Raw genomic sequence first — 25,657 nt, forward strand, 5'->3', positions numbered from 1 at the left:
ATCTCCTTACTATGTTTTGAAATATGAAAGTATTAGTTCAGTGACGTGGTTAACCTTCCACTCGATAATGGCTCTTGATCCGGCGGATGACTTTCAGCTCCTCGAAATGGCGCAGCACTTTGTTCATGCTTGCTTTACTAGCGTTATGAGTGACAATAATGATCTCCGCATCAGGATTATTGGGATTGGCTTGCTGAACTACTGAATCCAAACTTACATCATATTCGGCAAACACTTGAGTAATCTTAGCCAATACCCCTGCTTTATCATCAACATGCAGAAGTAAAAAGTTTTTATAAAAGATAGCTTCATCACTCTTAAGCTTTTTCTGCTTGTAAGGTACTTTTTGCTTCAATCCATTAACACCTAGTTTAAGGTTCTTAATGACAGCTACCAAATCAGCTACCACTGAGGTTGCAGTTGGCATAGCGCCCGCACCCGCACCGTAGAACATAGTCTCTCCCACTGCTTCCCCGTATACGTAAACTGCGTTGAACACGCCATTGACGGAAGCCAAGGGATGACTAGCCCGAATCAAGGTTGGCTGAACACTGATGCTGAATTCTTCATCCTGACGTTCAGCGATGCCTAACAGCTTAATTTCATATCCGAGACGTTTCGCAAAGGCGATATCCGCCTTACTCACCTGAGAAATCCCACTCACACTTACATCATGCAGCTCCACGTTAGTACGGAAACCTAAGGTTCCGAGAATCGCCATTTTGCGGGCTGCATCCAGTCCTTCCACATCCGAGGTTGGATCAGACTCTGCGTATCCCAGATCCTGCGCTTCTTTTAACACATCATTATAGGATGCGCCTTCTTGGCTCATTTTGGTTAGTATGTAATTAGTCGTTCCATTCACGATACCTATAATTTTCATAATCTTATCCGAGGAAAAGCCCTCGATAAGTGTGCGGATAATCGGAATGCCTCCTGCAACGCTAGCCTCATAAAAGACATCACATTGCTTCTCCTGCGCCTTAGCAAGAATCTCTGATCCGTGCAGCGCCATCAAATCCTTGTTCGCAGTTACGACATGTTTACCGCGTTCCAAAGCTTCAAGAATATATTCTTTGGTTCCCGCGATTCCACCCATAACTTCAACGATGACATCAATTTCAGGATCACGAATCACATCCCATGGATCTGTCGTTATTTTAGCAGGATCAACCTCGATTTCGCGTGGTTTATTAGAATTATTCACAGCTATACGTTCAATGACAATTGAAGAGCCTACCTGGCTGCTTAAATCCTCTTGATTCCCTTCCACGATACGAACTACACCTGTGCCTACTGTTCCCAGGCCCAGCAACCCCACTTTAACCGGCTTCATCTGTCTCCTCCTAAAAGTTTACGAATATAGTTCCTATCCCTGTCCAACGATTAAAGCTCGCTTCACTCCTGGAATCTCTTTCAGACTATCCAGCATCTCCCCGAGTTCCTCATTTAAGTGTGAAATTTCTACGGAGATCACCACATTTGCCCGCCCTTGCAGCGGAATACTCTGGTGAATCGTCAACACATTAGCCCCATGTCCCGCTACAGAGCCTAGTACCTTGGAAAGCATTCCAGATTCGTGCTCCAAATCCATGGAAATCGTAACGATCCGCTCCCGTTCGAGCTGATGGATCAAATGAATTCCATCCTTGTATTTATAAAAAGCGCTTCGGCTTAATCCCACCTGCTCTACACCTTCATTTACGGTCTTCGCATCCCCGGCCTCAAGCAATTGTTTAACCTGCATAGTCTTAAGTACAGCATCAGGTAATATGTCCTCCCGGACCAAATAATAGCGTTCTTTCACGAACGTCCTCACCTCAAAGACTTTTGTGTTTTCTTAGTGGACATTATATCGGAAAAAGCCTGTAAATTGCAATAACTTTATCTGGATACTCTGAGGTCGGGGAGTTAGACGCAATAAAACCCCCGGATTCCCGGGGGCAGTTGGCAATCGTATGTACACTAACTGTATGGAATCGTCGTCCCGCAATAGTCACAGATTTTATCCTGCCCTGGAAGTACTCTACTCTTAGCACCGCAACTCGGACAAACGATGGATTTGGGCAGTTGGACAGGTGGTTTAGGCCTATTCTCCGGCAATGACTGCCGCCCAGATGATGGCTGGTTCTCTGATGCCGCGGAGGGCTGTGCCCGGTCAGGATGCACAAGATTGGGCGGTTGTTTATCTAAGAGCTTAACACGTCCTTCATAATAGACAAGATCAGAAGCAAGTAACCCCCATCTCACTAAATACCGTAGGTCTCTACGTACATCATCTTCACTTTGTTTCGTGATATCAGCTAAATTACCGATATGTCTAACATCATCCACTATGATCAGCATGAGATACTTCTTGCACAGAAAATCAAAGTTTTCTGTTGCGAAGGTAGCCCTCCCTGCAAAGCTGTCCGCCGGAATTATAAAGATCAAGTAGAGGACCACCAGAATGATCAATAAAGTGAACCACTTAAAATCCCCTTTGTAGGTCCCCACGGCGAAGAGGACGGCAAGTTCCATAAAAGCTCCCATACATACATGATAGAGCAATTTATAGTTAAATGATTTCCGCTCATTCTTATAATGAGTGCTTACAAAACGAAGCATCGCAAGTACAAACCCAAGCGGAGCAAACAAATAGGCAATCGCCATGATGATTCGATCAAACACTGTCCGGTCTCGCTTGTTACGATAGCGAAGGTTATTCTCAGGCGCACGCACCAGTGCTTGTGCCCGTTTAGAATAAATAAGCTTCGGCGGCAATTTTACAAATGGGTTATCTACACGTCCTTCATAATAAACAATATCTGGAGAAAGTACTCCCTGATCTTTTAAATATTCCAAAACCTCGCGGACGTTCTCTTCACTGAATCCGCGAATATCGGATAGGCTGCCGATATGCCTTATGCCGTCCACAAGAACCAATGCGATATAGTCATTGCAAAGATAGGTGAATCCCTCTCTCCATCCTACGGCTCTAACGGATAATTTGATGGCGGGAATCCTAAACAATGCGTAGATAATCACCAGCCTGATCAAGAGTGCGACATAATCGATTTGACCGAGTAGCTTGCTAATAATGAAATAGATCGCCAATTCTACAAAGGCACCCATACACGCATGATAAAACAGGTTAATATTGCTTGCTTTGCGCTGTCTCTTGGAATGTGTAGATAATAACCGAATGGCAGCCAATATAAAGCCAACCGGAGCAAATACATACGCAAACACAATAGTCGTATAATCAAACGCCGTCCGCTCATATTCATGCTTGTACACGGGTTTTCCCGATGTCGGCGGCTGTCTGCGTATATCCAATCCACTCATTTTGTCTTTAATCCCCTTATTTATGTAATCCTATATGCGATGCAGCTAATCTATTGGTTGACGGCATTAATTGTACGGGATCTTCGTTCCACAGTAATCACAGCTTTTAGATTGGCTTGGGAGCACAGTATTCTGGGCTCCGCACCCCGGACAACGGATAGACTTAGGCAGTTGCGGTGGAGACTGAGGCTGCGCAGGTATCTGCTGCCCCGATGCTTGGGTTCTCCCCGTTCCTTCGAAGCCCGAAGTACTTCCAGGGTAACCTTGATTAGCTGCTGATGACTCTGGCGTCTGGCGCCCTTCGGATAATGCAATATCAATATTAAGCAGCCCTTTATCCTTCAGATACTGGACATCTCTTCGTACATCACTTTCACTTTGGCCTATTCGTTCAGATATACTGCCAATATGCCGGATATTCTTATTTTGAATCAGCTCTATATAAGAAGTGTTAAGCTTAGAAAGGGTATATTTAGCTTTCGCTGTCACACTGGCCAGTATAAAAGCTGGAGTCAAAAACATGATTGCAATTAAAATAAGCGTTGATACTAATTCAGAAGTTCCAAATTCCCCATTGAGCGCACTAGAAAACATGGCAATAGAAAGTTCAACAAACCCACCAATAAATACATGCATCAGCAGGTTGAGGTTAGTCGGTCTGCGGTAATTTTTGTAATGCGTTGTCATCAAACGCAACAAGGCAAGCACGAGTCCAACTGGCATCAGCAGATAAGCAGCCGCGAGAATAACATAATCAAACCCGGTACGTTCGTATTTAAGCCGGGGAACGGCTGCATTTCCTCCCGGGAGCGGTGACGGCTCTTGTAGGTTCAAACTGTTCATGTAGTAAACTCCTCCTATTTAAGTGCCGCTAATTCACGGTTACGCCGCTGAAGTGTAGACTTTATACTCTCTGACATCTCATTTACTTCTACCTGCCAGCCCTCATGTGGCTCTTGGGTCGCCAGCAGTAGCTTCACGTGATCATGTAACAGGGAAATCTGCTGCTGCAGAATATCCTCTGTAGCATATAAAGACGGTTCTGATATCGGATCACTGTACTTAAATTTTTCCTCCAACATATCTAACACGTTCACTAGCTGCTCGGATTCGGAATTCTTCCAGCTACTAGCCAGCTCACTCATTTCAGTTAATTCGTTCTGATACCGCCGAAACTTTTGTAAAGACCTTTTGGCTTGCTGTTCCCCTGCCCCAGCATTCCACCCGTAAAGCCCTATCGCGGCCAAAGTGATCGCTCCTAACACAAGAATCAGCAATTGTTCGGCTGCGTACCACAAGGCGGGTAACTCCAGCAGCCAATCGAAGAGTAAGGCCGATACAAATACGATGGCTGCATAGATTCCCGTAATGATTGCGCCGCTGATAAGAAAAGGCGGAGTCTGGTGAATGCTACTTGCCGTTCGGAGCCAAAAAATACAATAGCCATAGATTACACTTTCTGCTAGCAGAACCGCGGATAAAGAAATTATGAACCGAAACAGTGAGTCAGAGAAACCTAATCCAATAAACGAGAACACTGTCAGTACTATAGCTACCGCATAAATGATGGTAATAATGTATATATATCTCCTGCTTTTGTTCATTAGGTCCTCCTTAGCCTGCTTTTGTTCCGCACTCTGCACAGAATTTTTGTCCAGCTTTCAGCTCATGTCCACAGCCGCTGCATTTAATCACCATGCTGTCTCCACAATGAGGACAGAATTTCACCCCTGGCGCTACCATAGTCCCACATTTACCGCAAGCTTTAGGCATTTCTTTTCCACAGGAGACACAAGAAGCCGCTCCCTCAGGATTATCTGCTTTACAGGATGGGCAAGGACGATAAGGATTCCCGCAACCTGGACAGAACTTAGCTCCCGCATTTAGTTCATGCCCGCATTCAAAACATTTGATCTTGTTCGCAGAGGGAGAACCTTGCGGGTTGCCTCCAAGCGCCTGCCCACAACCGCTGCAGAACCGTCCCTCTACTGGATTCATAACTCCACACTTAGAGCAGGAACGCTGCTCTTGACGTATAACTGTAGTCCCTGAATCCAAGTTCATCCCTCTAGTCATACGGTTCACCATATCCATAGCGGGTCCAGCAAATCCCATTCCAAGTCCAAGCCCCATCCCGGTGTTCATCATGCCCACTCCAAGATTGCCGGGATTACCTGCCGCTTCTTCCATCGTGTCAAAACCACGCTCCTGCTGATAGGTGAAGCCCATGATATCCATTTCCGCTTTTTTAGCCAAAGCTTCCTTCAAACGAATCGTTGCCGGATCATCCTCTGGAATATTGATCGAATCAATATAGAAATTATTCAGTTCAATGCCATTATCCAAGAAAGCCGAGGCTAGTCGGCCCTGAATATGTTTGGAGATCTCTGCAACATAAGCATTAATCTCCAGTATGCTGATTTGCTTGTGCACAAGGTAAGAAGAAATAAGTTCATTTATATTCGACATCAGCAGTCCGCGGAAATAACTGATAAGCGTTTCATGATCAAACTGCGGGAGCGTCCCTACGAGCTTCAGCAAGAATTTTCGCGGATCATCGATTTTTACACCAAACTGCCCAAAAGAACGAACAGAAATCATAATTTTGTATTTGGGATCCTGAAGCTGTAAAGGTGAGCTCGTTCCCCATTTGACATTCATCGAATTCGTCTTATTCACATACCATACTTCAGCCGTAAATGGTGATTTTCCACCAAAAGGAAGATTAACGATATTGGATAAAATAGGTATATTAGCGGTGCTAAGGGTGTGCCGCCCAGCTGTAAAGGAATCAAGCGCTTGTCCGCCCTTGAATAGAATCGCTTCCTGGGATTCATTAACGATTAGTTGTGTCCATGTTCCCAGCTCCTGGTTAGGATATTTCCATGCAAATATACCTGGAGGACCGTCATACTTGACCACTTCTATAATTGCCATCTGCTATTCCTTCTTTCATTATCTTATATATAAATAACGTGTATGCTCCCAAATGGGAATTAGTGTATTTCGATATTTATTGTATACGATATATATCGTGTTTTGGGTTCTTTTATTGAAAAAAATTACTGATCTCCTCACAGAAAAAGCGCCAACTATGCCATCCCTTTACAGGAAAACCATAGTTGGCGCTTCATAGTCAGCTAAATATTAATAGTAGCTGCTGTTCTCAACGAATTCGAATTCGAAATCAGCGATACGGACAATTGTTCCTTCTACAGCACCGCGTTTACGAAGCTCTGCATCTACACCCATATGACGCAAAGTCCGTGCCAGCTTGAGAATCGCATCATGTGTGCTAAGCTGCATGCGCTTCAGCATACGTTCGATACGTGGGCTTGTGACCACAAATGCCTCGTTATCACGTGTAATAGTAAACGAATTATCTTCTTCTGCTTCCAGCTTATACACCTTACGTTCAGTAGTTTCAGCAACTTCCTCAACCACCGGAGCAACCGGAATACTGTCGAGAATATCCGTTGCACGATATAAGAGCTCCTGAACACCCTGACGGGTAAGGGATGAAATTGGCATGATTTCTAAATCCGGCCGCACCTCAGCTACGCGTTCGCGGAAAGAAATAAGATTCTCTTCTGATTCAGGCATATCCATCTTATTCGCCGCCACAATCTGCGGACGATCGATTAGACTAGCATTGTACTGCTTCAGCTCATCATTAATTAGAACCCAATCCTCGAAGGGATCACGGCCCTCAGAGCCAGACATATCAACTACATGAATGATGATACGCGTGCGTTCAACGTGACGCAGGAATTCGTGACCCAGACCTATGCCTTCACTAGCTCCCTCGATTAATCCAGGCAGATCCGCCATCACAAAGCTTCGGCCATCCCCAACATCCACTACCCCTAAATTCGGTGTAATTGTTGTGAAATGGTAAGCTCCGATTTTGGGCTGGGCTGCGGACACAACCGACAGCAACGTAGATTTACCCACACTCGGGAAGCCTACAAGCCCTACATCAGCCATTACCTTAAGTTCCATAACAACATAACGCTCTTGGCCTTCTTCACCGTTCTCCGCAAGCTCTGGTGCAGTATTATTAGCTGTGGCAAAACGGGTGTTACCCCGGCCTCCACGGCCTCCACGTGCAACTACAACCTGTTGTCCATGACGCGTCATATCGGCAATGATCTCTTGCGTATCATCGTCAATCAGAATGGTTCCTGGCGGAATACGAACGATCATATGATCCGCATTCGCTCCATGTTGGCTTTTGTTCCGTCCTTTAATCCCTTTGTCAGCTTTGAAGTGGCGCTGATAACGGAAGTCCATCAACGTGCGCAGTCCCTCATCTACACGGAAAATAACGTCGCCTCCACGGCCTCCGTCACCACCGGCAGGACCACCCTCCGGTACATATTTCTCCCGGCGAAACGCAACGAGACCATCCCCGCCGTCACCGCCTTTAACATAAATCTTAGCTTTATCTACGAACATAAATGTTCACCTTCCTCACATTTCAAGCGGTAATCGCAGCTCTACATAAGCCCTGCTAGGCTTAAACTGCTCTGCTTTCATGATTTTTCCTTGTACTATATTATAAATTTGCCCTTTGAGCAGCTCGGGATTGCCATGCTCCCCCTCGCCTTCGAAGGAGATAAGAATGTCTCCTCCATCCTGAAAAAAGCCAAGGCGCAGCTTGCGCGTCTCCCCCTGAGGAGCCAGCCCGTTGTACTGATAAGCCCGTATGGTCTGCATAATCACTGAAGTCAGCTCATCTCCTGCTTCTGGATTTAGCTTGTCCTCTAGCTGCAACCCTTCCTCCACCTGAACTTCCAATTCCAGACTAGACCTGTTAGTTCGGAAGGATTGGATATAGAAAACCAATGAAGGAATGCCCAACTTAGCGATACGACTATCAAGTGCTATGCGTTCCTTTATTCTTTCCACACACTCCACGGATTTATTAGGCTTTCCAAGCTGAATATATCCGTATAGAATCTGCAAATCGTTCATCCAATCATGTCGATGATGATTCAGTGTCCGAATCGCCGCCTGTTGCAGAGTGTTCTCTTGTATACGCAGCTCCCGTTCATAATGACGCTGGCTCCAGATAAAACTGAAAGCAACGATTGCCACTACCCAGACTCCGAGTAATAGACACGTCAGAAGAGAAGTATGCCAATACAAAAGACCTAAAGGAAGCATTACGGATAACATGACTGCCCAGATTGCACTTTTCCAGGATTTCATTCTTTCTCCCCGTCCCTCAGTTCGCAAAATTCATGACTTCGTTTAGATAATTTGTTTTGTTAGTATCATTTACCATTTCCTAGTATAACACACGCGTTCACTGTAGTTCACCAGAGATAATAACGAGATTTTCACATCTATCTAACCCTTCCAACTTTGCAACACAAATAATTATGAATATTCTACAAAAAAGCCTCCGGCACTCATGCCGGAGGCTTCTACTTGCTCATATGGTCCGTAAGCTTACGCTTCCAGTGCCGCTGCTACCGGAGCGACATCAACTGGGTACACGCTCACTTTTTTGCGATCGCGGCCCCAACGTTCGAACTTCACTACGCCATCCACCATTGCGAACAAAGTATCATCTTTACCGATGCCTACGTTAGTTCCTGGGTGAATTTTTGTTCCGCGTTGACGAACCAAGATGTTACCGCCGGTTACTGCTTGACCGTCAGCACGTTTCACGCCAAGACGTTTGGAATGGGAATCCCGTCCGTTTTTTGTGGAACCTACACCTTTTTTCGATGCGAACAATTGAAGATTCAATTTCAACATGTTGTCAACCTCCTTCTTTAAATATTTACTTGCTGTATTTGAATATACTTCCCGTATGATTCTGCGATATCATTCAGCATCACGACCATGGATTCAAGCAGCAATTGTACCTTCGCGGAAGTATCGAAATCTTCAACAGAACTTAATGTTCCACTTAAGAATCCGTTCTTCATGGACGTGTCCATGGAGATTCCGGTCAAGGTCTCAATCGAATTGACGGTTCCAACTGTTACAGCGGATACCCCGGCACATACGATATCTTCGCCACGCTTCGCATAACCCGCATGCCCCTTAACCTCAAAGCCAACGATAGTTCCTAGATCCGATAATCGTGTAATCCGCACGCTAATCATTAACGCACCTTCTTACGCTTGAATCTTCTCGATAGTTACTTTCGTGTACGGTTGACGATGACCTTGTTTCTTGTGGTAGTTCTTCTTAGGTTTGTATTTGTAAACTACAACCTTAGCGCCTTTACCATGTTTCTCGACTTTAGCTGTTACAGACGCGCCGCTTACTAGCGGAGTTCCTGCAGTCAGACCACCATCGTTAGAAACAGCCAATACACGGTCAAAAGTTACACTTGCGCCGTCTTCAGCTTCCAACTTTTCAATGAACAAAACGTCGCCCTCTTGGACTTTGTATTGTTTACCACCAGTTTCGATAATTGCATACATTTTACTTGCACCTCCTCATGTCTCAGACTCGCCTAGTCTAGGTGGCAGAATTCCCGTAGGAACTGCGCTTATGTACCCGATCGGAGCGGTTACAGCATGTGCAGGATCAACTGCATCAAACACATACTTGAAGATAGTATCATACTTATGACTTATCGTCAACTCATTCCAGCCATTCTCCAACTTTTCCGGTTCCCCCGCAGCACTGGCAAATCACAGGCGCAAAGCTGGCTGAATCATGCCTTGCCTTCTTTCTGGTCATCTCGAGCAGCCCGAGTCTTGTCCACCCCAAAATATGTGTTTTGGTGCGATCCTTGCAGATCACTTTCTCTAATCGCTCTGTGACCATCTTGCGGTGAAGCTCTTGTTCCATATCAATAAAATCGACAATAATGATTCCACCAGTATCGCGTAACCGGATCAAACGACCGATCTCCTCAGCTGCGAGCAAATTCGTATTAGTAACCGTTTCTTCAAGCGATGCTCCGCCAATGTATTGAGCGGTGTTGACATCAATTACGGTTAACGCCTCTGTCTCATCCCAGATCATTGTTGCTCCGCCCTCCAGCGTGATTTTGCGGCTGAAGCTCTTGAGCAATTGATCCTGAATACCATAAGCAGCGAAAATAGACTCCGCTCCATTATAAAGACAGACTGGCTTGTACCCTTCAGGAGCCATGTCGTCCAGAAAGGCTGTTGCTTCTCTAGCTGCGGCAGATGAATCAATAATCAACTGATCCCGTTGCGGATTAAAGGCATCTCTTATAAAGCGTTGGACAATACTAAGATCACGATGTAGTAAAGCGGGAGCCTCTACCGTTTGTGCCTTACGTGTAATATTCTCCCATTGGGCACGCAAAAAAGAAAGATCACCCTCCACAGCTTCATGTGGCTCGTCCTGAGAAACCGTCCGCATAATAAGCCCTTCTTCTTTCATTCGCAGACGTTCTCCGATTCCTTTGAGACGACTGCGCTCTGCATCCCGGCTTATTTTTTTGGAGACACCGACGTATTCTGCAAAGGGCATGTACACCATCCAGCGCCCGGGCAACGTATAATGAGTCGTTACACGCGCGCCTTTTCCGCCGCTCGGCTCTTTCCGCACTTGAACAACAATATCCTGTCCCGGCTGCAAAAGCGTCTCGATAGAGGGCTTCACATCAGGCTGTTTATCCAAATTAGGATGCAATACATCATCAACATATAAAAAAGCATTCTTCTTCTGTGCGATATCAACAAAAGCAGCCTGCATACCTGGAAGTACGTTAATCACACGGCCCTTGTAATAACTGCCGACCAACCCTTGCTGCTGATCGCGTTCAGCCGCGTACTCCACCAGCCTTCCGTTTTCCAGAAGAGCCATTCGGGTAATGTGCTGCGTGCAGTGAACGATCATCTGTTTCATGGCTTCACCTCTGGTTTCGTTCGTTCATTCCTTCACATTCTCTGCATAAATACACTATATTCCGAAGTAGGTTGATATTAAGCGCTGTTCCGGCACAACAGCAACAACATTTCCTTTACCGTTTAACACATAGATAAAATGATATTGATTACGTTTAAATAGACGCAATATATCATCTAAAGGTTTCGCAGATAATGCAACTATTGGACGAGCTACGCTTCCTGTTCGCAAATGATACTCATAAACAGCCTCCCGATTCATCAAAAAAGCAACAAACCGGTACGGTAAATTACGATGGTCGGTGAAATTCGAATACAGCAGAAAAGCTCCGATCATGACCATATTCAGCCTAAGGCCTCCACCCGCTCCAAGAGGCAGCAGCGCATATATAATCACAAGGACACTTGCGGCTACACTCACCCGTCCAGTCCATAACAAAGTGTAGTAATAAGGAAGTACTAAACTAATAGTGGCCTGAAGCACTTTACCTCCGTCAAGCGGCAGCACTGGCACTAGATTAAAAAGCCCAATAATGGCATTGGCATGAATAAAATAGGTCAGAAATTCCTGATTGCCATAACCGGCTTGTTGAAGTCCAAAAGCAATAACGATCATAATTCCATTTTGCAGTGGACCGGCAAGGGCTATTCCGATCTCACGACTGGCTGTAAGCCGCCCATGATCTTCAATAACAGCCACTCCGCCAAACGGAAGAAGCTGAACCGACTTAACTGTAACACCAGCCAAAAGAGCCGCAACGACATGTCCCATTTCATGAATGAAGACAATCGTAAATAAGGTGAGCAGCTCTAGAAATTGTCCCGTGACCACGGAGAATAACATAATGATCACGAACAGTGGATGTAGTGACAGTTCGATACCAAAGATCCTAATCAAACGATACCACTTCTGTAGGATCAATATAAGTCTTGTCTTTCATCACTGCGAAAAATAGTGTTGAAGCTGAGGATACGTCCTTCTCCATCATCCAACCGAGTGAATCCCCGCTCTGCACCCAGTCATCAACCTCCAGCTTGGTGCCGCTCAAATGTCCGTATTCTGCAGTGACACCGCCTGAATGCTGAACAGCAATTCGAATGCCCCCTTCCAGCTCTTTAGAGATGGAGAGAATACGTCCCATGTCTATACTTTTCACCGTCACATTTAAGGTTGAATCGATTTGAGGCATAATTTCCACCCCTTTTAGCGTAGATGCAAAAGGCTGGACAATGCTCCCAGCTATCGGAGCAGTGAGTTGATGATGAGCGGCCACTTTTTGAGCAGGCTCATCTTTATCCCCAAATATCGGAATGAACGCTGGAGCTCCGTTAAAGTTCTCCTCATACCAGACTCTCACAGCCGTGAAATCCATGTCATTGCTTAACGCATCACTAATAAAAGCTTGCATCTTATAGGACCATGGCTGATGTACCGCAAAAATCCCCCACACTGCTCCAAACACAAGAACACTAGCAACAAAGCGCCGAATAAAACCGGCAGTAAAATTTGAGCCTCCACCGCCGTTATCCTCCCAGCCTCCACGACTCTTTTTCCACATCACCTCTGGATCGGGCTCTACAGAGGATTGATCGGCATTCTTAAATCCTGTTCCCCATTCCTTAAAGCTCGTACTCTTATCCGGCATAATAAATAAAGGGGGAGCCTCCGCTATTTCTAGTTCCGGGACTTCCGAAACTCCTGAGACTGCTGAGACTTCCGGGAGTTCCTCCAATAAACTACGAATACGCTCCTTGCGGCGATTCTTGATATCTGATTTCTGATCCATATTTATCCCTCCGGACGGGCTTGTTTTACTTCCATTTTATGAAGCACGGAAGTCTCTTTAGAACAAGCCCCTCCAAGGTAGGCCATATAAATACCGGAAATGCCATACATTCATATTTATTCAAAAAAAATAAGCCCCACCATAGATTTCTCTACTCGTGGGACCCGTGTATGCTTCTTATAATAGGATTGCTTAGTAAAAATTAAGCCATACCGAAAAATTTCTTAAGCTTCTTAAATGCTCCCGGTTTGCGGTCAAGCTGCATCAGGGGTACAGCATCACCTAAAATTCGGCGTGCAATATTGCGATAGGCAATAGCTGCTGACGAATCGGGATTCATAACTGTAGGTTCTCCGTTATTTGCGGCTTTAATAACTAGCTCATCATCCGGAACAATTCCGATAAGATCAATGTTCAGCACCTGTAATATATCCTCAATATCAAGCATATCCCCAGACTTCACAAGACCTGGGCGAATACGGTTTACCACCAATTTCGGCGATTCCACACTCGACTGTTCTAATAGTCCGATAATACGATCGGCATCCCGCACAGCGGCATGCTCTGGTGTGGTAACCACAATCGCTTTATCCGCACCGGCAATCGCATTGCGGAAGCCGTGCTCGATTCCTGCCGGACAATCGATCAGAACATACTCATATTCCTTCTTTAGTTCAAGAATGATATCTCTTACTTGTTCAGGAGAGACAGCCGTTTTATCCTTTGTTTGAGCTGCAGGCAGCATATACAATTCATCAAAGCGCTTGTCTTTAACGAGCGCTTGATTAAGGCGGCAACGTCCTTCCGCTACATCCACAAGATCATAAATAATACGATTCTCAAGCCCCATAACTACATCCAGATTACGCAGTCCAATGTCGGTATCGACGAGACATACTTTTTTGCCCTGCAGTGCAAGTGCGGTTCCAATGTTGGCTGTTGTGGTTGTTTTGCCAACTCCGCCTTTGCCCGAGGTTACGACTATCGCTTCTCCCATGGAGGCTACACCCCTTTAAACACATTTAAATCCTGACGTAATTTGACCAAATTATGAATCTTATCGATCTGCATAGCTCCGTTTGTTAAATATGCAAATTCCATACTGCTTTCACGGGTTTCCCATTCATCGGGCGGACGACTAATAATATCGGCAATTCGCAGCTGTGTTGGAGACATTAAAGAAGCAGCTATAATCGCTTCCTCATTCCCGTCTACTCCAGCATGCGCCATCCCTCTTAGCGAACCTAGTATATAAATATCGCCTGAACAGGTTATGGTCCCCCCAGGGTTCACATCCCCCAGATATAGAAGATTTCCGTTATGGTGCAGCACCTGACCGGAACGTAGAATTCCACTCATCAAAAACAATGCGTCATTATCCTCACTGCCGGGCGCTGGAAGCGCCTCTATAGATCGAATCAACAGATTTCCCTGTCCCTTAAGAATCTCCAGCACAGCTTCCTTGTCTTCCTCAGTTACGGTACGATTGCCCAGCTTTATGTCCACATGTACAATCGGTCCAGTTAAAATATTTTGATGGCTGTGCTCCAGCTTATAGCGAAGCTCGCTCAGAAGATCTTCAAAGGGACATTTGTCGTCTAGCAGGAATATCAGGCCATCCTTGATGCCCTTAATCCTTACATGCTTGGATTTTACTGTCATATGCCTGGCCCCCTATCCTCATTCATTCGTGCCGGGCCCCTTAAATTCCTGCTTTGTATAGAAAGAAAATAGAAGCTCTTTAAGCCGCTTCTTCCTTATTCGTTTCTTTCTTGATTAGCTCAAGCTGGCGCCGAACCGGTATGTAGAAGAGTAGCCCGATGGCAAAATGAAAAAGCATCGTCGGCAGCATGTGATTCAAAATCGCCCAGCTATAAGGTTCTTGATTAAGATTAAATACACTATAGATACCAAATAGTATACTATCCTCAAGTAGACTTCCAAGCAGAACCACAGTCATCATAAGGGGCAGCGGAGCACGTGGAATCTGAAATAAAAGGCCGATTAAATAAGCCGACAATCCCATCGCAAAAGAGTGTGCTCCAAGAATTCTGCCGTAAAAAACGACATCATGCAGCATTCCAAAACATAATCCCAATATAAGTGCTGTATGCCGATGATGATATATAGTCACGAACAATAACACTACAAAAACCAGATTCGGAATGATTCGCATCTGCCAAACATCTGGAATCAGCCAAGGTAAAATGGTTCCCTCCACAATAAATAAGAGGAACAGTAACAGAACAAGAACTGATCTGCGCATATTCACTATTCAGCACGCTCCTCCGTAAACACAACAATCAACTGCTTCCAGTCCTGAAATTCTGCTGAAGGCTTAATCACTGCTGTGGAGGTTAATCCAAATTCACCAACATCGACGCTTTCAACTGTGCCTATTGTCAATCCCCTTGGATACAATCCTCCAATACCGGAAGACAGAATAGTATCCTTCGCTGCAATAGGATCACCCGGTGGAATCTTAGTCATCAGCAGTCTGTTCGTCTCTGGATTATAACTCTCAATCATCCCAAAGGATTTACCCTCTTTATTTAAGGCAGTTGCCGCAATAGGCGGCTGGGAATTAGGATCATTGGTGTCCATCATTGTCATCAGCTTCACTGTGGAGGTGAAATTGCTCACCTTACTGATAACACCGACTAGACCATCCACTGAAATCACGGACATATTAGGTCTAACCCCATCTTTGGAGCCCAAATCGATAACAATCGTACTATTGCTTGGCTCTGTTGTCTGGCTAATTACCTGTGCAATACGATATTCATATTTATACAAATTTTTCTGTTCTTCAGTGAAATTCCAATTTCTCTCCAACTCGTCATTCCGCGCCTTGACGAAATTATACTGGGCTTTATCACGTGCATACTGGGCAGCCATAATTTTAAGCTGTTCATTTTCTTTAGCAAGATCACTCAGATTTCCAATATCTTCAAACAAGCCCGCTACATATCCAGCGGGCTTGTAGAACATTTTTTGCACGAAACCAGTCGAATCTCTGAGAAAGTTCTCCGGCCAGGACAAGCCTTTCCTTGTTGCCAAGCTGAAGCCCATTACCACAATGAACAGCACCAGTGTAATCAACAGAATAAACAGACGTTTATTGCTTAAGAGTTTAAACAGTTTCAACACCCTCTAACAACAGTATTTCTCCCATAACAGGGGTTGACTTACACAAGTGGTAGAACATCATCTTATCTCTTCGAACGAAGACTGGATCCGCTGCGGCTCTTGAACAAATGAATGTTCTCAAGTGCCTTACCGGTTCCAATAGCTACACAGTCCAGTGGATTCTCAGCAACAATAACCGGCATTCCCGTCTCACGTGCAAGCAGCTTATCCAAGTTGCGAAGCAAGGCTCCCCCACCTGTCAAAACAATTCCACGATCCATAATATCTGCTGCAAGCTCTGGCGGACATTTTTCCAATGTTACTTTAACAGCTTCAATAATAGCATTCACTGTGTCAGACAAAGCTTCACAGATTTCATCAGAAGTAATTGTAAGTGTTTTTGGCAGACCTGTTACGAGATCACGGCCGCGAATTTCCATGGTTTCAGCCTTTTCAAGAGGAAGGGCCGAGCCAACATCCATTTTGAGCTGCTCCGAAGTACGTTCACCGATCATCAGATTGTATTGACGTTTGATGTATTGAATGATGGACTCATCCGCTTCATCACCTGCAACACGCACTGAACGGCTAGTAACAATACCGCCGAGCGAGATTACGGCAACTTCAGTTGTACCTCCACCGATATCTACAACCATACTACCTGTAGGCTCCCATACTGGCAGATCCGCACCGATAGCAGCAGCAAAAGGCTCTTCGATAATGTAAGCTTCTCGAGCGCCAGCTTGTTTGGTAGCATCTTCTACCGCACGTTGCTCTACAGCAGTAATACCAGATGGCACGCAGACCATTACATTAGGGTGACGCTGGAACATAGAACGCTGTTTCTGTGCTTGACGAATAAAATATTTAATCATCGTAGCCGTTGTATCAAAATCAGCGATAACGCCATCTTTCATCGGGCGGATCGCACGGATATTTCCAGGAGTACGACCGATCATTTTTTTGGCGGATTCACCCACGGCTTCAATCGTCTTAGTATCAGTGTTAATGGCTACAACGGAAGGCTCTCTTACAACAACGCCCTTACCGCGTACGTAGACAAGCGTATTCGCTGTCCCCAAGTCAATTCCTAAATCTTTTGTGAAACCACCCAACATGCTAATTTCTCCTTTTCCTAAGTAAATCTACATTTATATTACATATGTCCTTTTTCTTTCAAGCTTACGAAACTGCTATCTCCGATAATTAGATGGTCCAGCACATCTATTCCGATAATCTCACCTGCCTGAAGCAATCTAGCGGTTAGGGAAATATCTTCTGGACTAGGTGTTGGATCACCACTAGGATGATTGTGCGCGCATATAATAGAGGCGCTACTGCATTTTATAGCTGCTCTGAATACCTCACGAGGATGAACGATCGAAGCATTCAGGCTGCCCATGGACAATGTTTCTTGTCCAATCACATGATTCTTCGTGTTCAGAAACAGACAGACAAAATGCTCCTTTTGCAAATAACGCAATTGCTCAGTCAGAATCTCTGCAGCGTCCCCAGGACAGCGGATAATGACCGGCATATTGAACCTGGAATTCGCAAGGCGCCTTCCCAGTTCGATGCCTGCTTTTAGTTGTACGGCCTTGGCAGGACCGATACCGTTGATTTTGGTCAGTTCTTCGATGCTAAGGTCAACTAGCCCACGCAGGCCACCGATCTTCCCCAGCATCTGCTGTGCAATATGAATAGCCGACTCGCGGCGTGTTCCCGTACGCAGCAGAATGGCTAACAACTCCGCTTGACTTAATGATTCCGCCCCATAATGCATCATGCGCTCTCTAGGTCGTTCTTCATGGGGGAGGTCCCGCAGCATAATTGGTTGCGACTCCATCCCTATCCCTCTTTCCCCAGGCTTCCTACCGGCTCAATACAGTTATACCGAACTCGGATAGCATTTCGCCAAGAAGCGACAAAGGCAATCCGACTACATTGAAATAACAGCCTTCAATTCGTTCCACCAAAATGGACCCAAGCCCTTGTATCGCATATGAGCCAGCCTTATCAGCAGGCTCTCCCGTAGCTATATAAGCAGCAATTTCCTCTTCAGTCATTGCCCTCATCGTTACGGAAGTAACACGGTGCTCCACTATAGTCTTCCCATTCGGGAGTCCGAGGCAGGCTACACCCGTGTATACCTTATGAGTTCGGCCCTGAAGTCTGGTAAGCATCGCTTTGCTGTCCAGCTTGTCCACCGGTTTGCCTAGCACAGTATTATCTAATACAACAATTGTGTCGCTTCCTATAATGACTGCGTTACGCTCTCCGGCTGCAGCTACTACGGCTTCTGCTTTTCGCAAAGCTAGACTGCGCACGATTCTCTCCGGCGTCCAATCCGGCGGTGTGCTCTCATCAGCTTCGCTGGTAATGACCTCAAAGGGCAAACCCAGTAAGGATAACAGCTCACGTCGACGCGGTGAACCTGAGGCTAGAATAATGAGTGGTGAGTTGTCCACGTTGTAAACGTCCCTTCTTGCTCAGTAACGAGAGTTACAGTCTGCGGTACAGCCATACAGCTGTAATAATACCGGCGAGACTAAGCATGCACAATTTCAAATGAATAGTGATGTCATAGGTTATGATGTCTAAATCGGCTCGCGGAGACCATTTGAGCACAGTCGATGTTGTTAGAAAAGACAGAGCCTTTACGGGCTGCAGCAGCTTGGCGATCCAGGCTCCAGCCAGCCAGCCTAGAATTAGAAATAACAGCAGTGTTCCTACATTTTTCTTCTTCATCTCAGTCTTCCCTCGCCATTTTTTGACACCCTAATTATTATACGGTGAAACGGTGATCAATACAAACGTAAAATCCCCTACGGTAATGTTTACCACCTTTTGCCCTAAAAGTTGCGGAACGATACCCCTCTCCAAAAAAAACAACAAGCCCCCAATTCCCCGGAGACTTGTTGTTTTTTGAATCCGCAATCCAAGCATTCAATTCATAGCAGACAGCAGCTGTTTTTGGCTGGTCAAGAAGCTCAGCATGGACTCCTGCACTTCCCAAAGCAGGGCTTGCGCCTTGTTCTTGTTATATTCACTCAGTGCTGAAATTCCTTGGCTCATAGATTTCTCTAGCGCTGCGCAAATGCTTTTGGCTTCAGGCGTTATGCCTTGCTCCAGAGCTTTAACAGCTTCACTCCATTGGAGATGAAGATCACTCACAGCTGAGGTATTAGCTGCCGCATCCGTTTGTCCTCCGCTGAGTAAAGAAGCGGATTGACTGCTTAGTTCACTGAGCAGCTGTCCACTCACCGCAAAATAACTATTCACAGCCTCCGCATTTCCGGCAAATCCTAATCGTTCCACTCCGGGAAGCTCCACCTCTCTTACATAAAGCTCAATCCCTTGATTCTTCAGACCACTGCTGAGCAACTTAGCTTGTTCACGGTCAGAGGACATTCCGGCATATACACGATTTCCGTCAGCAGGGTCCAAGCCCGCAGCCAAGCCAGCGTCCAACAGCTCTTGTCTAGCTTGTTCCGCGCCTGCCGGCGTACTGAATACGCCATACTGCAGCAGGTAGTAGCTTTGCGCAGCCACTTGAACAGGAATAGTGTTTTTGCCGGTATCATCTGTGCCCGTAACCGGCAATCCCGAGGTTCCTACACCTGCTGGATCATTAGCTCCGGAAGTCTGCCCTGAAGTAGCCAACGTATCTGTTATCCCGGTTCCTGAACTACTGTCCATGTTTCCTCCATAAAAAAAGGAAAGTGCCGCATATCCTAATAGTAGACCCGTGCCGATCGCCCCCACCACAGACAGGGATAATTTCCACCAATACGATGGACGACGAGTATGGTATGAGCCCCCATAACCTCCCGTGTAAACCTCTGCTGATTTATCTCTGTCATCCAGTACCAAATCTGAAAGCAGATACGATTGCTGCGTATTTCTGAAATCTCTATCCTGTTCGTCCCATTCTTGCTGGCGTGGATCTACAGTTCCTGAGTAGTAGTCGTAAGCATCCTCCGGTGGTGCCTCACGCGTAGAGCGTAAATTAGGTTCATGCACCCAAGTATGCTGCTGTGCTGGACCGACCTCCTTGCGCAACTCCTCTGCATATTCTTCAGCTGTGCCCAGTCCGCCACTGGACCAGCGCTCCACTACCTGCGGTTTTGGCTTAGGCTCGTCCTTATTCACGTCAAATCGGAATGTCATTCTTCCGTTATTCAACAGTAACACCTCACCTCATCTAATCTATATGGAAATATATGATAGACAATAGAGAGATATGCTATTTTTATAGCCAAATGAATAATGAAAGTTATACGGATTCAGTTTACATTACATGTAACTTTTATATACTATATAAAAAGAGCTAAAAGTGTGCACTATACTAGTTAAGCTAGAAATAGGATTTTAGTTCATTACAGTTTAGGAGGGCTTTTTCTGAAACAAAAAATTCAAGCAGCAATTGTGGGCTACGGTAATTTAGGAAAAGGTGTACGTAAGGCTATTAACCAAAGTGAAGATATCGAGCTGGTTGCGATCTTTACGCGCAGAGAGCCTGGACAACTGGAAGCCGGTGAAACCGGTGTGAAATTCGAGCATATCTCTGCCGTCGAACAATATAAGGGAAAAGTGGATGTTATGATTCTGTGCGGAGGATCGGCTACCGACCTGCCAGAACAGACACCAGCTATTGCCCGGATGTTTAATACCGTGGACAGCTTTGACACTCATGCCAAAATCCCTGAGTTCTTTGCGACCGTTGATGCCGCAGCTAAACAAGGCGGAACACTCAGCGTAATTTCTACGGGCTGGGATCCAGGCCTGTTCTCCATGAACCGTCTGCTAGCTGAAGCTATTCTTCCACAAGGTAAAGAATATACTTTCTGGGGTAAAGGCGTCAGCCAAGGTCACTCCGATGCCATTCGCAGAGTAGAAGGCGTTAAAGGTGGCGTACAATATACGGTTCCAGTACAAGAGGTTATCGAGGCTATCCGTGCGGGTGAAACACCAGAACTTACTACTCGTGAAAAACATCTTAGAGAGTGTTTTGTAGTAGCTGAGGCAGGTGCAGATCAAGAGCGCATTCGCGAAGAAATCGTGAATATGCCGAACTATTTTGCAGATTATGATACTACGGTTACTTTCATCACTGAAGAAGAACTAGCAGCTCAGCATAGCGGTATTCCGCACGGCGGGTTTGTTATTCGCAGTGGTGTAACAGGAGAAGGCACGAAACAAATCGTTGAATTCGGCCTGAAGCTGGAGAGCAATCCTGAATTTACGGCTAGTGTGCTTGTGGCTTATGCCAGAGCTGCTCAGCGTATGAGTCAAGAAGGTCAAAGCGGAGCGCGTACTGTATTCGATATTCCACTTGGAACGTTGTCTCCGAAATCACCAGAAGAACTGCGCCGCAACTTGCTCTAAAATCCTGTCAACAAATAACCCGCGTAGGACTTTTAATGGTCCTCGCGGGTTATTTGTTGTCCAGAGCAGCAAGCATCTTGTCAGACAACCTTCTATACAAGACTAAGAATCTTACTCTTAACATGATTCATTTCATAATTCTTTAATAAAGTCTCATGCGCACGATCCGCAATAATAGCGCCAAGCTCAGGATTTTTCAGTAAATTCAATACACTTCCAACAACCTCAACCGAGGTATTAGCCAGCAAAATATTTCGGTTATGCTCACAATTCAGCTTCTCACACATGATAGAGCTAGTAACCACCGGCGTTTTAAGCGCCCAGGATTCCAGTATATTTCTAGAAACTTCGCAGCCTTCAAGGATAGGCACCAGAACAGCTTTAGACCGTCGTATGTATTCAGTAGAGGAATTTACTGGTCCAGTGACTATGACCGATTCATCTTCCTTAATCAAAGTCATGACCTCCGGGTGAACCTCTGAGCTGATAATATAACTTTTGATATCTGGCACTTGCTCCTTAATCATGGGATAGGTTTTTTTAAAGAATACTCGGGCTGCATCTATTCCCAGTCTCATATTCATATTCCAGTGCAGCACAATTGAATTTTCTTTAGTCACAGGCTCTGCAAAAGTCTCATACTCATTCATCTTGATGAAATGGGGGACAACATGAACCTTACGGGCATCGGCAAATGATAGAGATTTGAACGCTAGTGCATCCCATTCCGAGGTTGCTAAAAGCAGACCCGTTTTATTCATTAATCGCCGTTTATTCCTACGATCCCATGCAGCATTGAGTTTATTATAAGGATTCTTCCTGCTTAACTTCCCTGTCTCTCCGGAAGATCCTCCGCTTCCGTTTGCAAAACTATAGGTATCTGTGATCACACTGGCTTCTGGAAGCAAGTTCCTCACCATATCAATACATTTTCCCAATAGGACATGCGATATAAATACATGCTTATAATTATTGGAACGGCAAAGCTCCAGAATAGTGTTCTTCATATCTTTATCTATATGACTTAAATTTGTGAAATTCCGCAGTTTATGTAAGGGGCGCAACATTGGCCTCCAGGTCGTATAATCTTCGTTAATGTTATGAACCGTAAGTGCCGTCCGCTCATTAATAGACACGGTTTGGTTGGCACTTCCGTACGTCAGCAAATCTATATCAAATTTCCCAAGCAAAATCTCGAGAATACTCCCTGTTCTCATTTCTCCTTCTAGATCCTCTGCGCTTTGATTCTGGGCTGATAGGAACAGCATTCTTTCTCGCATGACTCTGGCTCCTTGTATTTTGTAATAAAAACCCCCATCTACCAACTGAAACTTTAGATGCAGTTCAATAGTAACTCATTTCACTTAAAAGTTTTGTCGATTTATAGGGGAAGTCTAAATTTTTTTAAGTTTTTTTCTGGTTCCTCAGAATTCTATTACAATTTCCCCTTATAAACCGCCACTTTTTCTAAAAAACAGACTAACCCCCCTTTTTTCACGACATACATAATCATGAATTGCTCTATTAATAGAAGTTGTAATCGTTAGGTATTATGTACTAATCCTCTTTGCATACAAAAAAAGCGTCTCCCTCGTATAATGTCGAAAGGAAGACACTTTAGTTGTCGTAGCTTCTAACTACACAGTTCCGGCCCTTTTTCTTAGCCTGATACAATGCAATGTCACTAAGTTTGTAAAGAGTGCTCAATGAGTATCGTTCACCTGAATCCACCGTGATGACTCCAATACTTATTGTGTAAGGCAGAGGTACACCATGAATGATCGCCCCTGTAACCGCTGTGCGCATCCGCTCTGCAATCATATCACTGTTTTGTTCATCGGCTCTATGCAGCAGCACAGTGAACTCCTCACCGCCGAATCTTCCGAACAGATCGCCATTGCCAAGCTGCTGTTTTATTTTATGAGCCAGATCCTTCAGAACGTGGTCGCCGGTATTGTGGCCGTAGGTATCGTTTATACGTTTAAAGTGATCAACATCCAGCAGTAAAAAAGAATATGGCAGCTTCTTCATCGCTGAGGCAGCTATTAAAGGTCGGACACGCTGAACAAAGGATCTGCGATTCAAAATACCTGTCAGCACATCATAAGTGGCCACCCGCTCCAATTCTGTAAAGGAATCCTCTCTATATAGCAGCATGATTCCCGCAGTTCCTAAAAACATAAACAAATAAATCCCCAGATAAAAAAATATCTGCAGCCAGTGAGAGGTCAGTGCATTCAGTCCTAACATCGAATAAAACGGTTCAAGTCCCTTGCCAACCAGCGTTAAAATTACAACACCGTACAACAATCCCATGGTTTGCTGGAGAGAGGTCTCTCTAATCTTCACAGCTAATATGTAAGCAGGTAAAGCTATGATCATAATCCCAAATAGACAAGTTGCAGCCATAACGAACCGCTCATCTGGCATAATTAAATGCAGTAGGACTACAACGACAATGGACACTCCGAACAGGATCGTATAATATCGTTCAACCCAGCTCCCAAAAACCCTGAGAAGCATCAGAAGCGCTAAGCTTTCCAGCGTACCTCCTGCTAAAGCAAGCAGCATACTGATTGGAATGGGAAGTCGCGAGTCTGTGAAATCGTTCAGCAAAAGGAGAATTAAAGCTGCCAGCTGCAAATATTTTGCCGTGACAAACAAGGTAGAAGTCCGTTCCTGCGCGTAACGCAAACGATAGACAACAATAAGCAATACCGTGAATGATTGCCACATAAAGAGGCAGACCAGCAGTGTCTTGAGATCCAGATGCATGTTAGTGAATTTCACCCCCTGTTTCTCTAAGCTCAATAAATATAATTGTATCTGACCACTCGGTTTCTTCCTTCTTGTTTGGCTTGGTATAACGCTTTATCGCTCAGCTTGTACAGCTTATTTATCCAGATCTCCTGATCCGGCATGATCGTAATTACACCTATACTAACTGTATAACCTTGTGAGAGTTTTTGTGTGGACGTCTTCATTACTGCCTCTCGTAACGCTTCAGCTTTCCGGTCACAGCTAGCTTCATCAAGCCCGCAAAGTATAACTGCAAATTCCTCGCCGCCAAGCCTGCCGAATAAATCGCTGTTTTCGAGGTTGTCCTTAATCGTCAATGCGAATTCTTCCAGAACAACATCACCGGTATCATGGCCGTATGTATCATTGATTTCTTTGAAGTGATCCAAATCCAGCAGCATAAACGAAAAGTACTCCTGCTCAGCAACTGCCTTCTCAAGCCGTACCTCAGCTTCCTGAAGAAATGCTCCACGGTTAAGGATTCCAGTCAGATCATCGTAGCTAGCGATTCGTTTCAGTTTTACAAAGGAATGCTCGTTAGAAAGTAGAATAAAGCCTGCGGCTCCCACAATCAATAATAAATACATCCCCAGGTAATATAAATACTGCGAAAGATTAGTTGTGAACACGTTCATCTCTGGCTCCCAGATCAGTGCAACAATCGCGCGGAGCAGCATAATCCCTGCAAAAGCGTAAAATAATATTCCGAGTATCTTCTGAAGAGGGGTGCCTTTGGGGTTCACCGTGAGGTGGTAAGCTGGATAGACAATAAAAAGTATCGACCATAGTGAGGTGCAGGCTATGCGCCAGCTGGAATGATGAAAGAAGACGGCAACAATACTAAAAGTAATCGAACTAAGTATGGAAAGCGTTATGTAATACAACTTTATCCGCTGCCCAAGGATGCCCATCATCAGCAGTAAAGCAATAATCTCCAGACAGCAGCCTAGAAGAATCAAAGCGTTGCTAAGTGGAATGGATAAAGCGCGGGGAATATGGCCCCATAATAATAATGAACACCAGAAGAGCAGTTGCACCGCCTTAGAGCGTATGAATAAGGTGGATGCCCTGTCTTTAGGAGCGCTCCTCCGGTAATTGGTTATCAGCACCAATATAAATAGGTTTCCAAAAATAAATAAATACACTAACGTTTTGATATCAAGCTGGGAGTCCATGAGTCACCACCTACACGGAAAAATTGATCCTCTACTGACAGCACTATAGCACTCAATGGCCGGTTCAGCAAATACCCTATTTATTTCATTTTTTAGAATGTACATACACCGCTTAAGTATACAAAAAAGCACTTCCCCCTGCACGGAGCTCGGGGGAAGTGCTATGGTCAAGAGAATATGAATATTCTCGTGTAGGCCTGTG

The 25,657-nt window shown here is 45.1% G+C and carries 28 protein-coding genes and 1 other annotated feature; of the genes, 1 reads left to right on the plus strand and 27 read right to left on the minus strand.

The features are described from left to right. Positions 1-49 precede the first annotated feature (49 nt). From MHH86_RS24310 to MHH86_RS24425, 24 genes are all read right to left on the minus strand, one after another. Entirely contained in the window at positions 50-1,336 is a 1,287-nt protein-coding gene (locus tag MHH86_RS24310) for a homoserine dehydrogenase (RefSeq protein WP_036685184.1), read from the minus strand. Positions 1,337-1,369: 33 nt separating this feature from the next. Next, the gene (locus MHH86_RS24315; RefSeq protein WP_036685183.1) at positions 1,370-1,807 is read right to left on the minus strand and encodes an ACT domain-containing protein; all 438 of its coding nucleotides are present in this window, start codon (positions 1,805-1,807) and stop codon (positions 1,370-1,372) included. 158 nt (positions 1,808-1,965) lie between these two features. Continuing rightward, a complete protein-coding gene (locus MHH86_RS24320) occupies positions 1,966-3,327 on the minus strand; it encodes a hypothetical protein (RefSeq protein ID WP_076224592.1) in 1,362 nt (453 codons plus the stop codon). 66 nt (positions 3,328-3,393) lie between these two features. Beyond that, positions 3,394-4,170 carry a hypothetical protein gene (locus tag MHH86_RS24325; RefSeq protein WP_076224594.1) on the minus strand — a complete coding sequence of 259 codons (777 nt, stop codon included), beginning with the start codon at positions 4,168-4,170 and terminating at the stop codon, positions 3,394-3,396. Positions 4,171-4,184: 14 nt separating this feature from the next. Then, positions 4,185-4,931, minus strand: coding sequence for a hypothetical protein (locus tag MHH86_RS24330; protein WP_038573032.1), 747 nt, complete (start codon positions 4,929-4,931; stop codon positions 4,185-4,187). A 10-nt stretch (positions 4,932-4,941) separates the two neighbouring features. Then, the gene (locus MHH86_RS24335; protein ID WP_038573034.1) at positions 4,942-6,264 is read right to left on the minus strand and encodes an SPFH domain-containing protein; all 1,323 of its coding nucleotides are present in this window, start codon (positions 6,262-6,264) and stop codon (positions 4,942-4,944) included. A 210-nt stretch (positions 6,265-6,474) separates the two neighbouring features. After that, complete coding sequence (gene obgE / locus MHH86_RS24340; RefSeq protein WP_036685174.1) at positions 6,475-7,785, minus strand: GTPase ObgE; 1,311 nt, start codon at positions 7,783-7,785, stop codon at positions 6,475-6,477. 15 nt (positions 7,786-7,800) lie between these two features. Next, positions 7,801-8,541 carry a Spo0B domain-containing protein gene (locus tag MHH86_RS24345; protein ID WP_076105522.1) on the minus strand — a complete coding sequence of 247 codons (741 nt, stop codon included), beginning with the start codon at positions 8,539-8,541 and terminating at the stop codon, positions 7,801-7,803. A gap of 243 nt (positions 8,542-8,784) precedes the next feature. Continuing rightward, a complete protein-coding gene (gene rpmA / locus MHH86_RS24350; protein WP_036685171.1) occupies positions 8,785-9,096 on the minus strand; it encodes a 50S ribosomal protein L27 in 312 nt (103 codons plus the stop codon). 17 nt (positions 9,097-9,113) lie between these two features. Beyond that, the gene (locus MHH86_RS24355) at positions 9,114-9,449 is read right to left on the minus strand and encodes a ribosomal-processing cysteine protease Prp (protein WP_036685168.1); all 336 of its coding nucleotides are present in this window, start codon (positions 9,447-9,449) and stop codon (positions 9,114-9,116) included. A 12-nt stretch (positions 9,450-9,461) separates the two neighbouring features. After that, positions 9,462-9,773, minus strand: coding sequence for a 50S ribosomal protein L21 (rplU, locus tag MHH86_RS24360; RefSeq protein ID WP_036685166.1), 312 nt, complete (start codon positions 9,771-9,773; stop codon positions 9,462-9,464). A 14-nt stretch (positions 9,774-9,787) separates the two neighbouring features. Next, positions 9,788-9,874 (minus strand) — a sequence feature (ribosomal protein L21 leader region). Further along, positions 9,789-9,956, minus strand: coding sequence for a hypothetical protein (locus MHH86_RS24365; protein ID WP_155288184.1), 168 nt, complete (start codon positions 9,954-9,956; stop codon positions 9,789-9,791). It overlaps the preceding feature by 86 nt. Continuing rightward, entirely contained in the window at positions 9,937-11,178 is a 1,242-nt protein-coding gene (locus tag MHH86_RS24370) for an Rne/Rng family ribonuclease (RefSeq protein ID WP_036685163.1), read from the minus strand. Before MHH86_RS24370 ends, MHH86_RS24365 begins: the two co-directional genes overlap by 20 nt. A gap of 54 nt (positions 11,179-11,232) precedes the next feature. After that, a complete protein-coding gene (locus MHH86_RS24375) occupies positions 11,233-12,075 on the minus strand; it encodes a M50 family metallopeptidase (RefSeq protein ID WP_036685160.1) in 843 nt (280 codons plus the stop codon). Then, positions 12,068-12,964, minus strand: a complete 897-nt coding sequence (locus MHH86_RS24380; RefSeq protein WP_076218574.1) for a M23 family metallopeptidase — start codon at positions 12,962-12,964, stop codon at positions 12,068-12,070. The genes MHH86_RS24375 and MHH86_RS24380 overlap by 8 nt, the downstream gene beginning before the upstream one ends. Before the next feature lie 202 nt (positions 12,965-13,166). Continuing rightward, positions 13,167-13,961 carry a septum site-determining protein MinD gene (minD, locus tag MHH86_RS24385; protein ID WP_036685156.1) on the minus strand — a complete coding sequence of 265 codons (795 nt, stop codon included), beginning with the start codon at positions 13,959-13,961 and terminating at the stop codon, positions 13,167-13,169. Between the two features lie 5 nt (positions 13,962-13,966). Continuing rightward, positions 13,967-14,626, minus strand: coding sequence for a septum site-determining protein MinC (gene minC, locus MHH86_RS24390; protein WP_036685154.1), 660 nt, complete (start codon positions 14,624-14,626; stop codon positions 13,967-13,969). Between the two features lie 79 nt (positions 14,627-14,705). Continuing rightward, positions 14,706-15,236 (minus strand): rod shape-determining protein MreD, encoded by a 531-nt coding sequence (gene mreD / locus MHH86_RS24395; RefSeq protein WP_080742577.1) that lies wholly within the window; start codon positions 15,234-15,236, stop codon positions 14,706-14,708. Further along, a complete protein-coding gene (mreC, locus tag MHH86_RS24400; RefSeq protein WP_036685152.1) occupies positions 15,236-16,114 on the minus strand; it encodes a rod shape-determining protein MreC in 879 nt (292 codons plus the stop codon). Before mreC ends, mreD begins: the two co-directional genes overlap by 1 nt. A gap of 62 nt (positions 16,115-16,176) precedes the next feature. Beyond that, entirely contained in the window at positions 16,177-17,211 is a 1,035-nt protein-coding gene (locus tag MHH86_RS24405) for a rod shape-determining protein (RefSeq protein ID WP_036685150.1), read from the minus strand. 38 nt (positions 17,212-17,249) lie between these two features. Next, on the minus strand, positions 17,250-17,939 hold the full coding sequence (radC, locus tag MHH86_RS24410) for a DNA repair protein RadC (protein WP_036685147.1): 690 nt from the start codon (positions 17,937-17,939) through the stop codon (positions 17,250-17,252). Between the two features lie 25 nt (positions 17,940-17,964). After that, positions 17,965-18,561 (minus strand): Maf family protein, encoded by a 597-nt coding sequence (locus tag MHH86_RS24415; protein WP_036685146.1) that lies wholly within the window; start codon positions 18,559-18,561, stop codon positions 17,965-17,967. A gap of 34 nt (positions 18,562-18,595) precedes the next feature. Further along, positions 18,596-18,841, minus strand: coding sequence for a DUF4321 domain-containing protein (locus MHH86_RS24420; protein ID WP_036685144.1), 246 nt, complete (start codon positions 18,839-18,841; stop codon positions 18,596-18,598). Positions 18,842-19,039: 198 nt separating this feature from the next. After that, positions 19,040-20,263, minus strand: a complete 1,224-nt coding sequence (locus MHH86_RS24425; RefSeq protein ID WP_342479447.1) for an SPOR domain-containing protein — start codon at positions 20,261-20,263, stop codon at positions 19,040-19,042. 231 nt (positions 20,264-20,494) lie between these two features. Here MHH86_RS24425 and MHH86_RS24430 point away from each other — a divergent pair, with 231 nt between their 5' ends. Then, positions 20,495-21,481, plus strand: a complete 987-nt coding sequence (locus tag MHH86_RS24430; protein ID WP_036685143.1) for a diaminopimelate dehydrogenase — start codon at positions 20,495-20,497, stop codon at positions 21,479-21,481. A 92-nt stretch (positions 21,482-21,573) separates the two neighbouring features. On the opposite strand, the gene MHH86_RS24435 is transcribed toward MHH86_RS24430, so the two are convergent. The 3 genes from MHH86_RS24435 to MHH86_RS24445 form a co-directional block, all read right to left on the minus strand. Next, positions 21,574-22,761, minus strand: coding sequence for a glycosyltransferase (locus MHH86_RS24435; protein ID WP_076215570.1), 1,188 nt, complete (start codon positions 22,759-22,761; stop codon positions 21,574-21,576). Between the two features lie 337 nt (positions 22,762-23,098). After that, entirely contained in the window at positions 23,099-24,256 is a 1,158-nt protein-coding gene (locus MHH86_RS24440) for a GGDEF domain-containing protein (RefSeq protein ID WP_076317206.1), read from the minus strand. A gap of 32 nt (positions 24,257-24,288) precedes the next feature. Then, complete coding sequence (locus MHH86_RS24445; RefSeq protein ID WP_036685138.1) at positions 24,289-25,455, minus strand: GGDEF domain-containing protein; 1,167 nt, start codon at positions 25,453-25,455, stop codon at positions 24,289-24,291. Positions 25,456-25,657: the final 202 nt, after the last annotated feature.

This window comes from Paenibacillus sp. FSL F4-0097, assembly GCF_038593125.1.
Taxonomy (GTDB): Bacteria; Bacillota; Bacilli; order Paenibacillales; family Paenibacillaceae; genus Paenibacillus_AQ; species Paenibacillus_AQ odorifer.

Excerpts from the sequence above, each read along its gene's own strand:
- MHH86_RS24425 (WP_342479447.1), bottom strand. The coding sequence starts at position 20,263 with ATGACATTCCGATTTGACGTGAATAAGGACGAGCCTAAGCCAAAACCG.
- MHH86_RS24380 (WP_076218574.1), bottom strand. The coding sequence starts at position 12,964 with ATGGATCAGAAATCAGATATCAAGAATCGCCGCAAGGAGCGTATTCGT.
- minC (WP_036685154.1), bottom strand. The coding sequence starts at position 14,626 with ATGACAGTAAAATCCAAGCATGTAAGGATTAAGGGCATCAAGGATGGC.
- MHH86_RS24325 (WP_076224594.1), bottom strand. The coding sequence starts at position 4,170 with ATGAACAGTTTGAACCTACAAGAGCCGTCACCGCTCCCGGGAGGAAAT.
- MHH86_RS24405 (WP_036685150.1), bottom strand. The coding sequence starts at position 17,211 with ATGTTGGGTGGTTTCACAAAAGATTTAGGAATTGACTTGGGGACAGCG.
- MHH86_RS24370 (WP_036685163.1), bottom strand. The coding sequence starts at position 11,178 with ATGAAACAGATGATCGTTCACTGCACGCAGCACATTACCCGAATGGCT.
- MHH86_RS24435 (WP_076215570.1), bottom strand. The coding sequence starts at position 22,761 with ATGCGAGAAAGAATGCTGTTCCTATCAGCCCAGAATCAAAGCGCAGAG.
- MHH86_RS24355 (WP_036685168.1), bottom strand. The coding sequence starts at position 9,449 with ATGATTAGCGTGCGGATTACACGATTATCGGATCTAGGAACTATCGTT.
- rplU (WP_036685166.1), bottom strand. The coding sequence starts at position 9,773 with ATGTATGCAATTATCGAAACTGGTGGTAAACAATACAAAGTCCAAGAG.
- MHH86_RS24320 (WP_076224592.1), bottom strand. The coding sequence starts at position 3,327 with ATGAGTGGATTGGATATACGCAGACAGCCGCCGACATCGGGAAAACCC.
- MHH86_RS24440 (WP_076317206.1), bottom strand. The coding sequence starts at position 24,256 with ATGCATCTGGATCTCAAGACACTGCTGGTCTGCCTCTTTATGTGGCAA.
- MHH86_RS24330 (WP_038573032.1), bottom strand. The coding sequence starts at position 4,931 with ATGAACAAAAGCAGGAGATATATATACATTATTACCATCATTTATGCG.
- MHH86_RS24335 (WP_038573034.1), bottom strand. The coding sequence starts at position 6,264 with ATGGCAATTATAGAAGTGGTCAAGTATGACGGTCCTCCAGGTATATTT.
- minD (WP_036685156.1), bottom strand. The coding sequence starts at position 13,961 with ATGGGAGAAGCGATAGTCGTAACCTCGGGCAAAGGCGGAGTTGGCAAA.
- MHH86_RS24310 (WP_036685184.1), bottom strand. The coding sequence starts at position 1,336 with ATGAAGCCGGTTAAAGTGGGGTTGCTGGGCCTGGGAACAGTAGGCACA.
- MHH86_RS24445 (WP_036685138.1), bottom strand. The coding sequence starts at position 25,455 with ATGGACTCCCAGCTTGATATCAAAACGTTAGTGTATTTATTTATTTTT.
- MHH86_RS24420 (WP_036685144.1), bottom strand. The coding sequence starts at position 18,841 with ATGAAGAAGAAAAATGTAGGAACACTGCTGTTATTTCTAATTCTAGGC.
- rpmA (WP_036685171.1), bottom strand. The coding sequence starts at position 9,096 with ATGTTGAAATTGAATCTTCAATTGTTCGCATCGAAAAAAGGTGTAGGT.
- MHH86_RS24345 (WP_076105522.1), bottom strand. The coding sequence starts at position 8,541 with ATGAAATCCTGGAAAAGTGCAATCTGGGCAGTCATGTTATCCGTAATG.
- obgE (WP_036685174.1), bottom strand. The coding sequence starts at position 7,785 with ATGTTCGTAGATAAAGCTAAGATTTATGTTAAAGGCGGTGACGGCGGG.
- radC (WP_036685147.1), bottom strand. The coding sequence starts at position 17,939 with ATGGAGTCGCAACCAATTATGCTGCGGGACCTCCCCCATGAAGAACGA.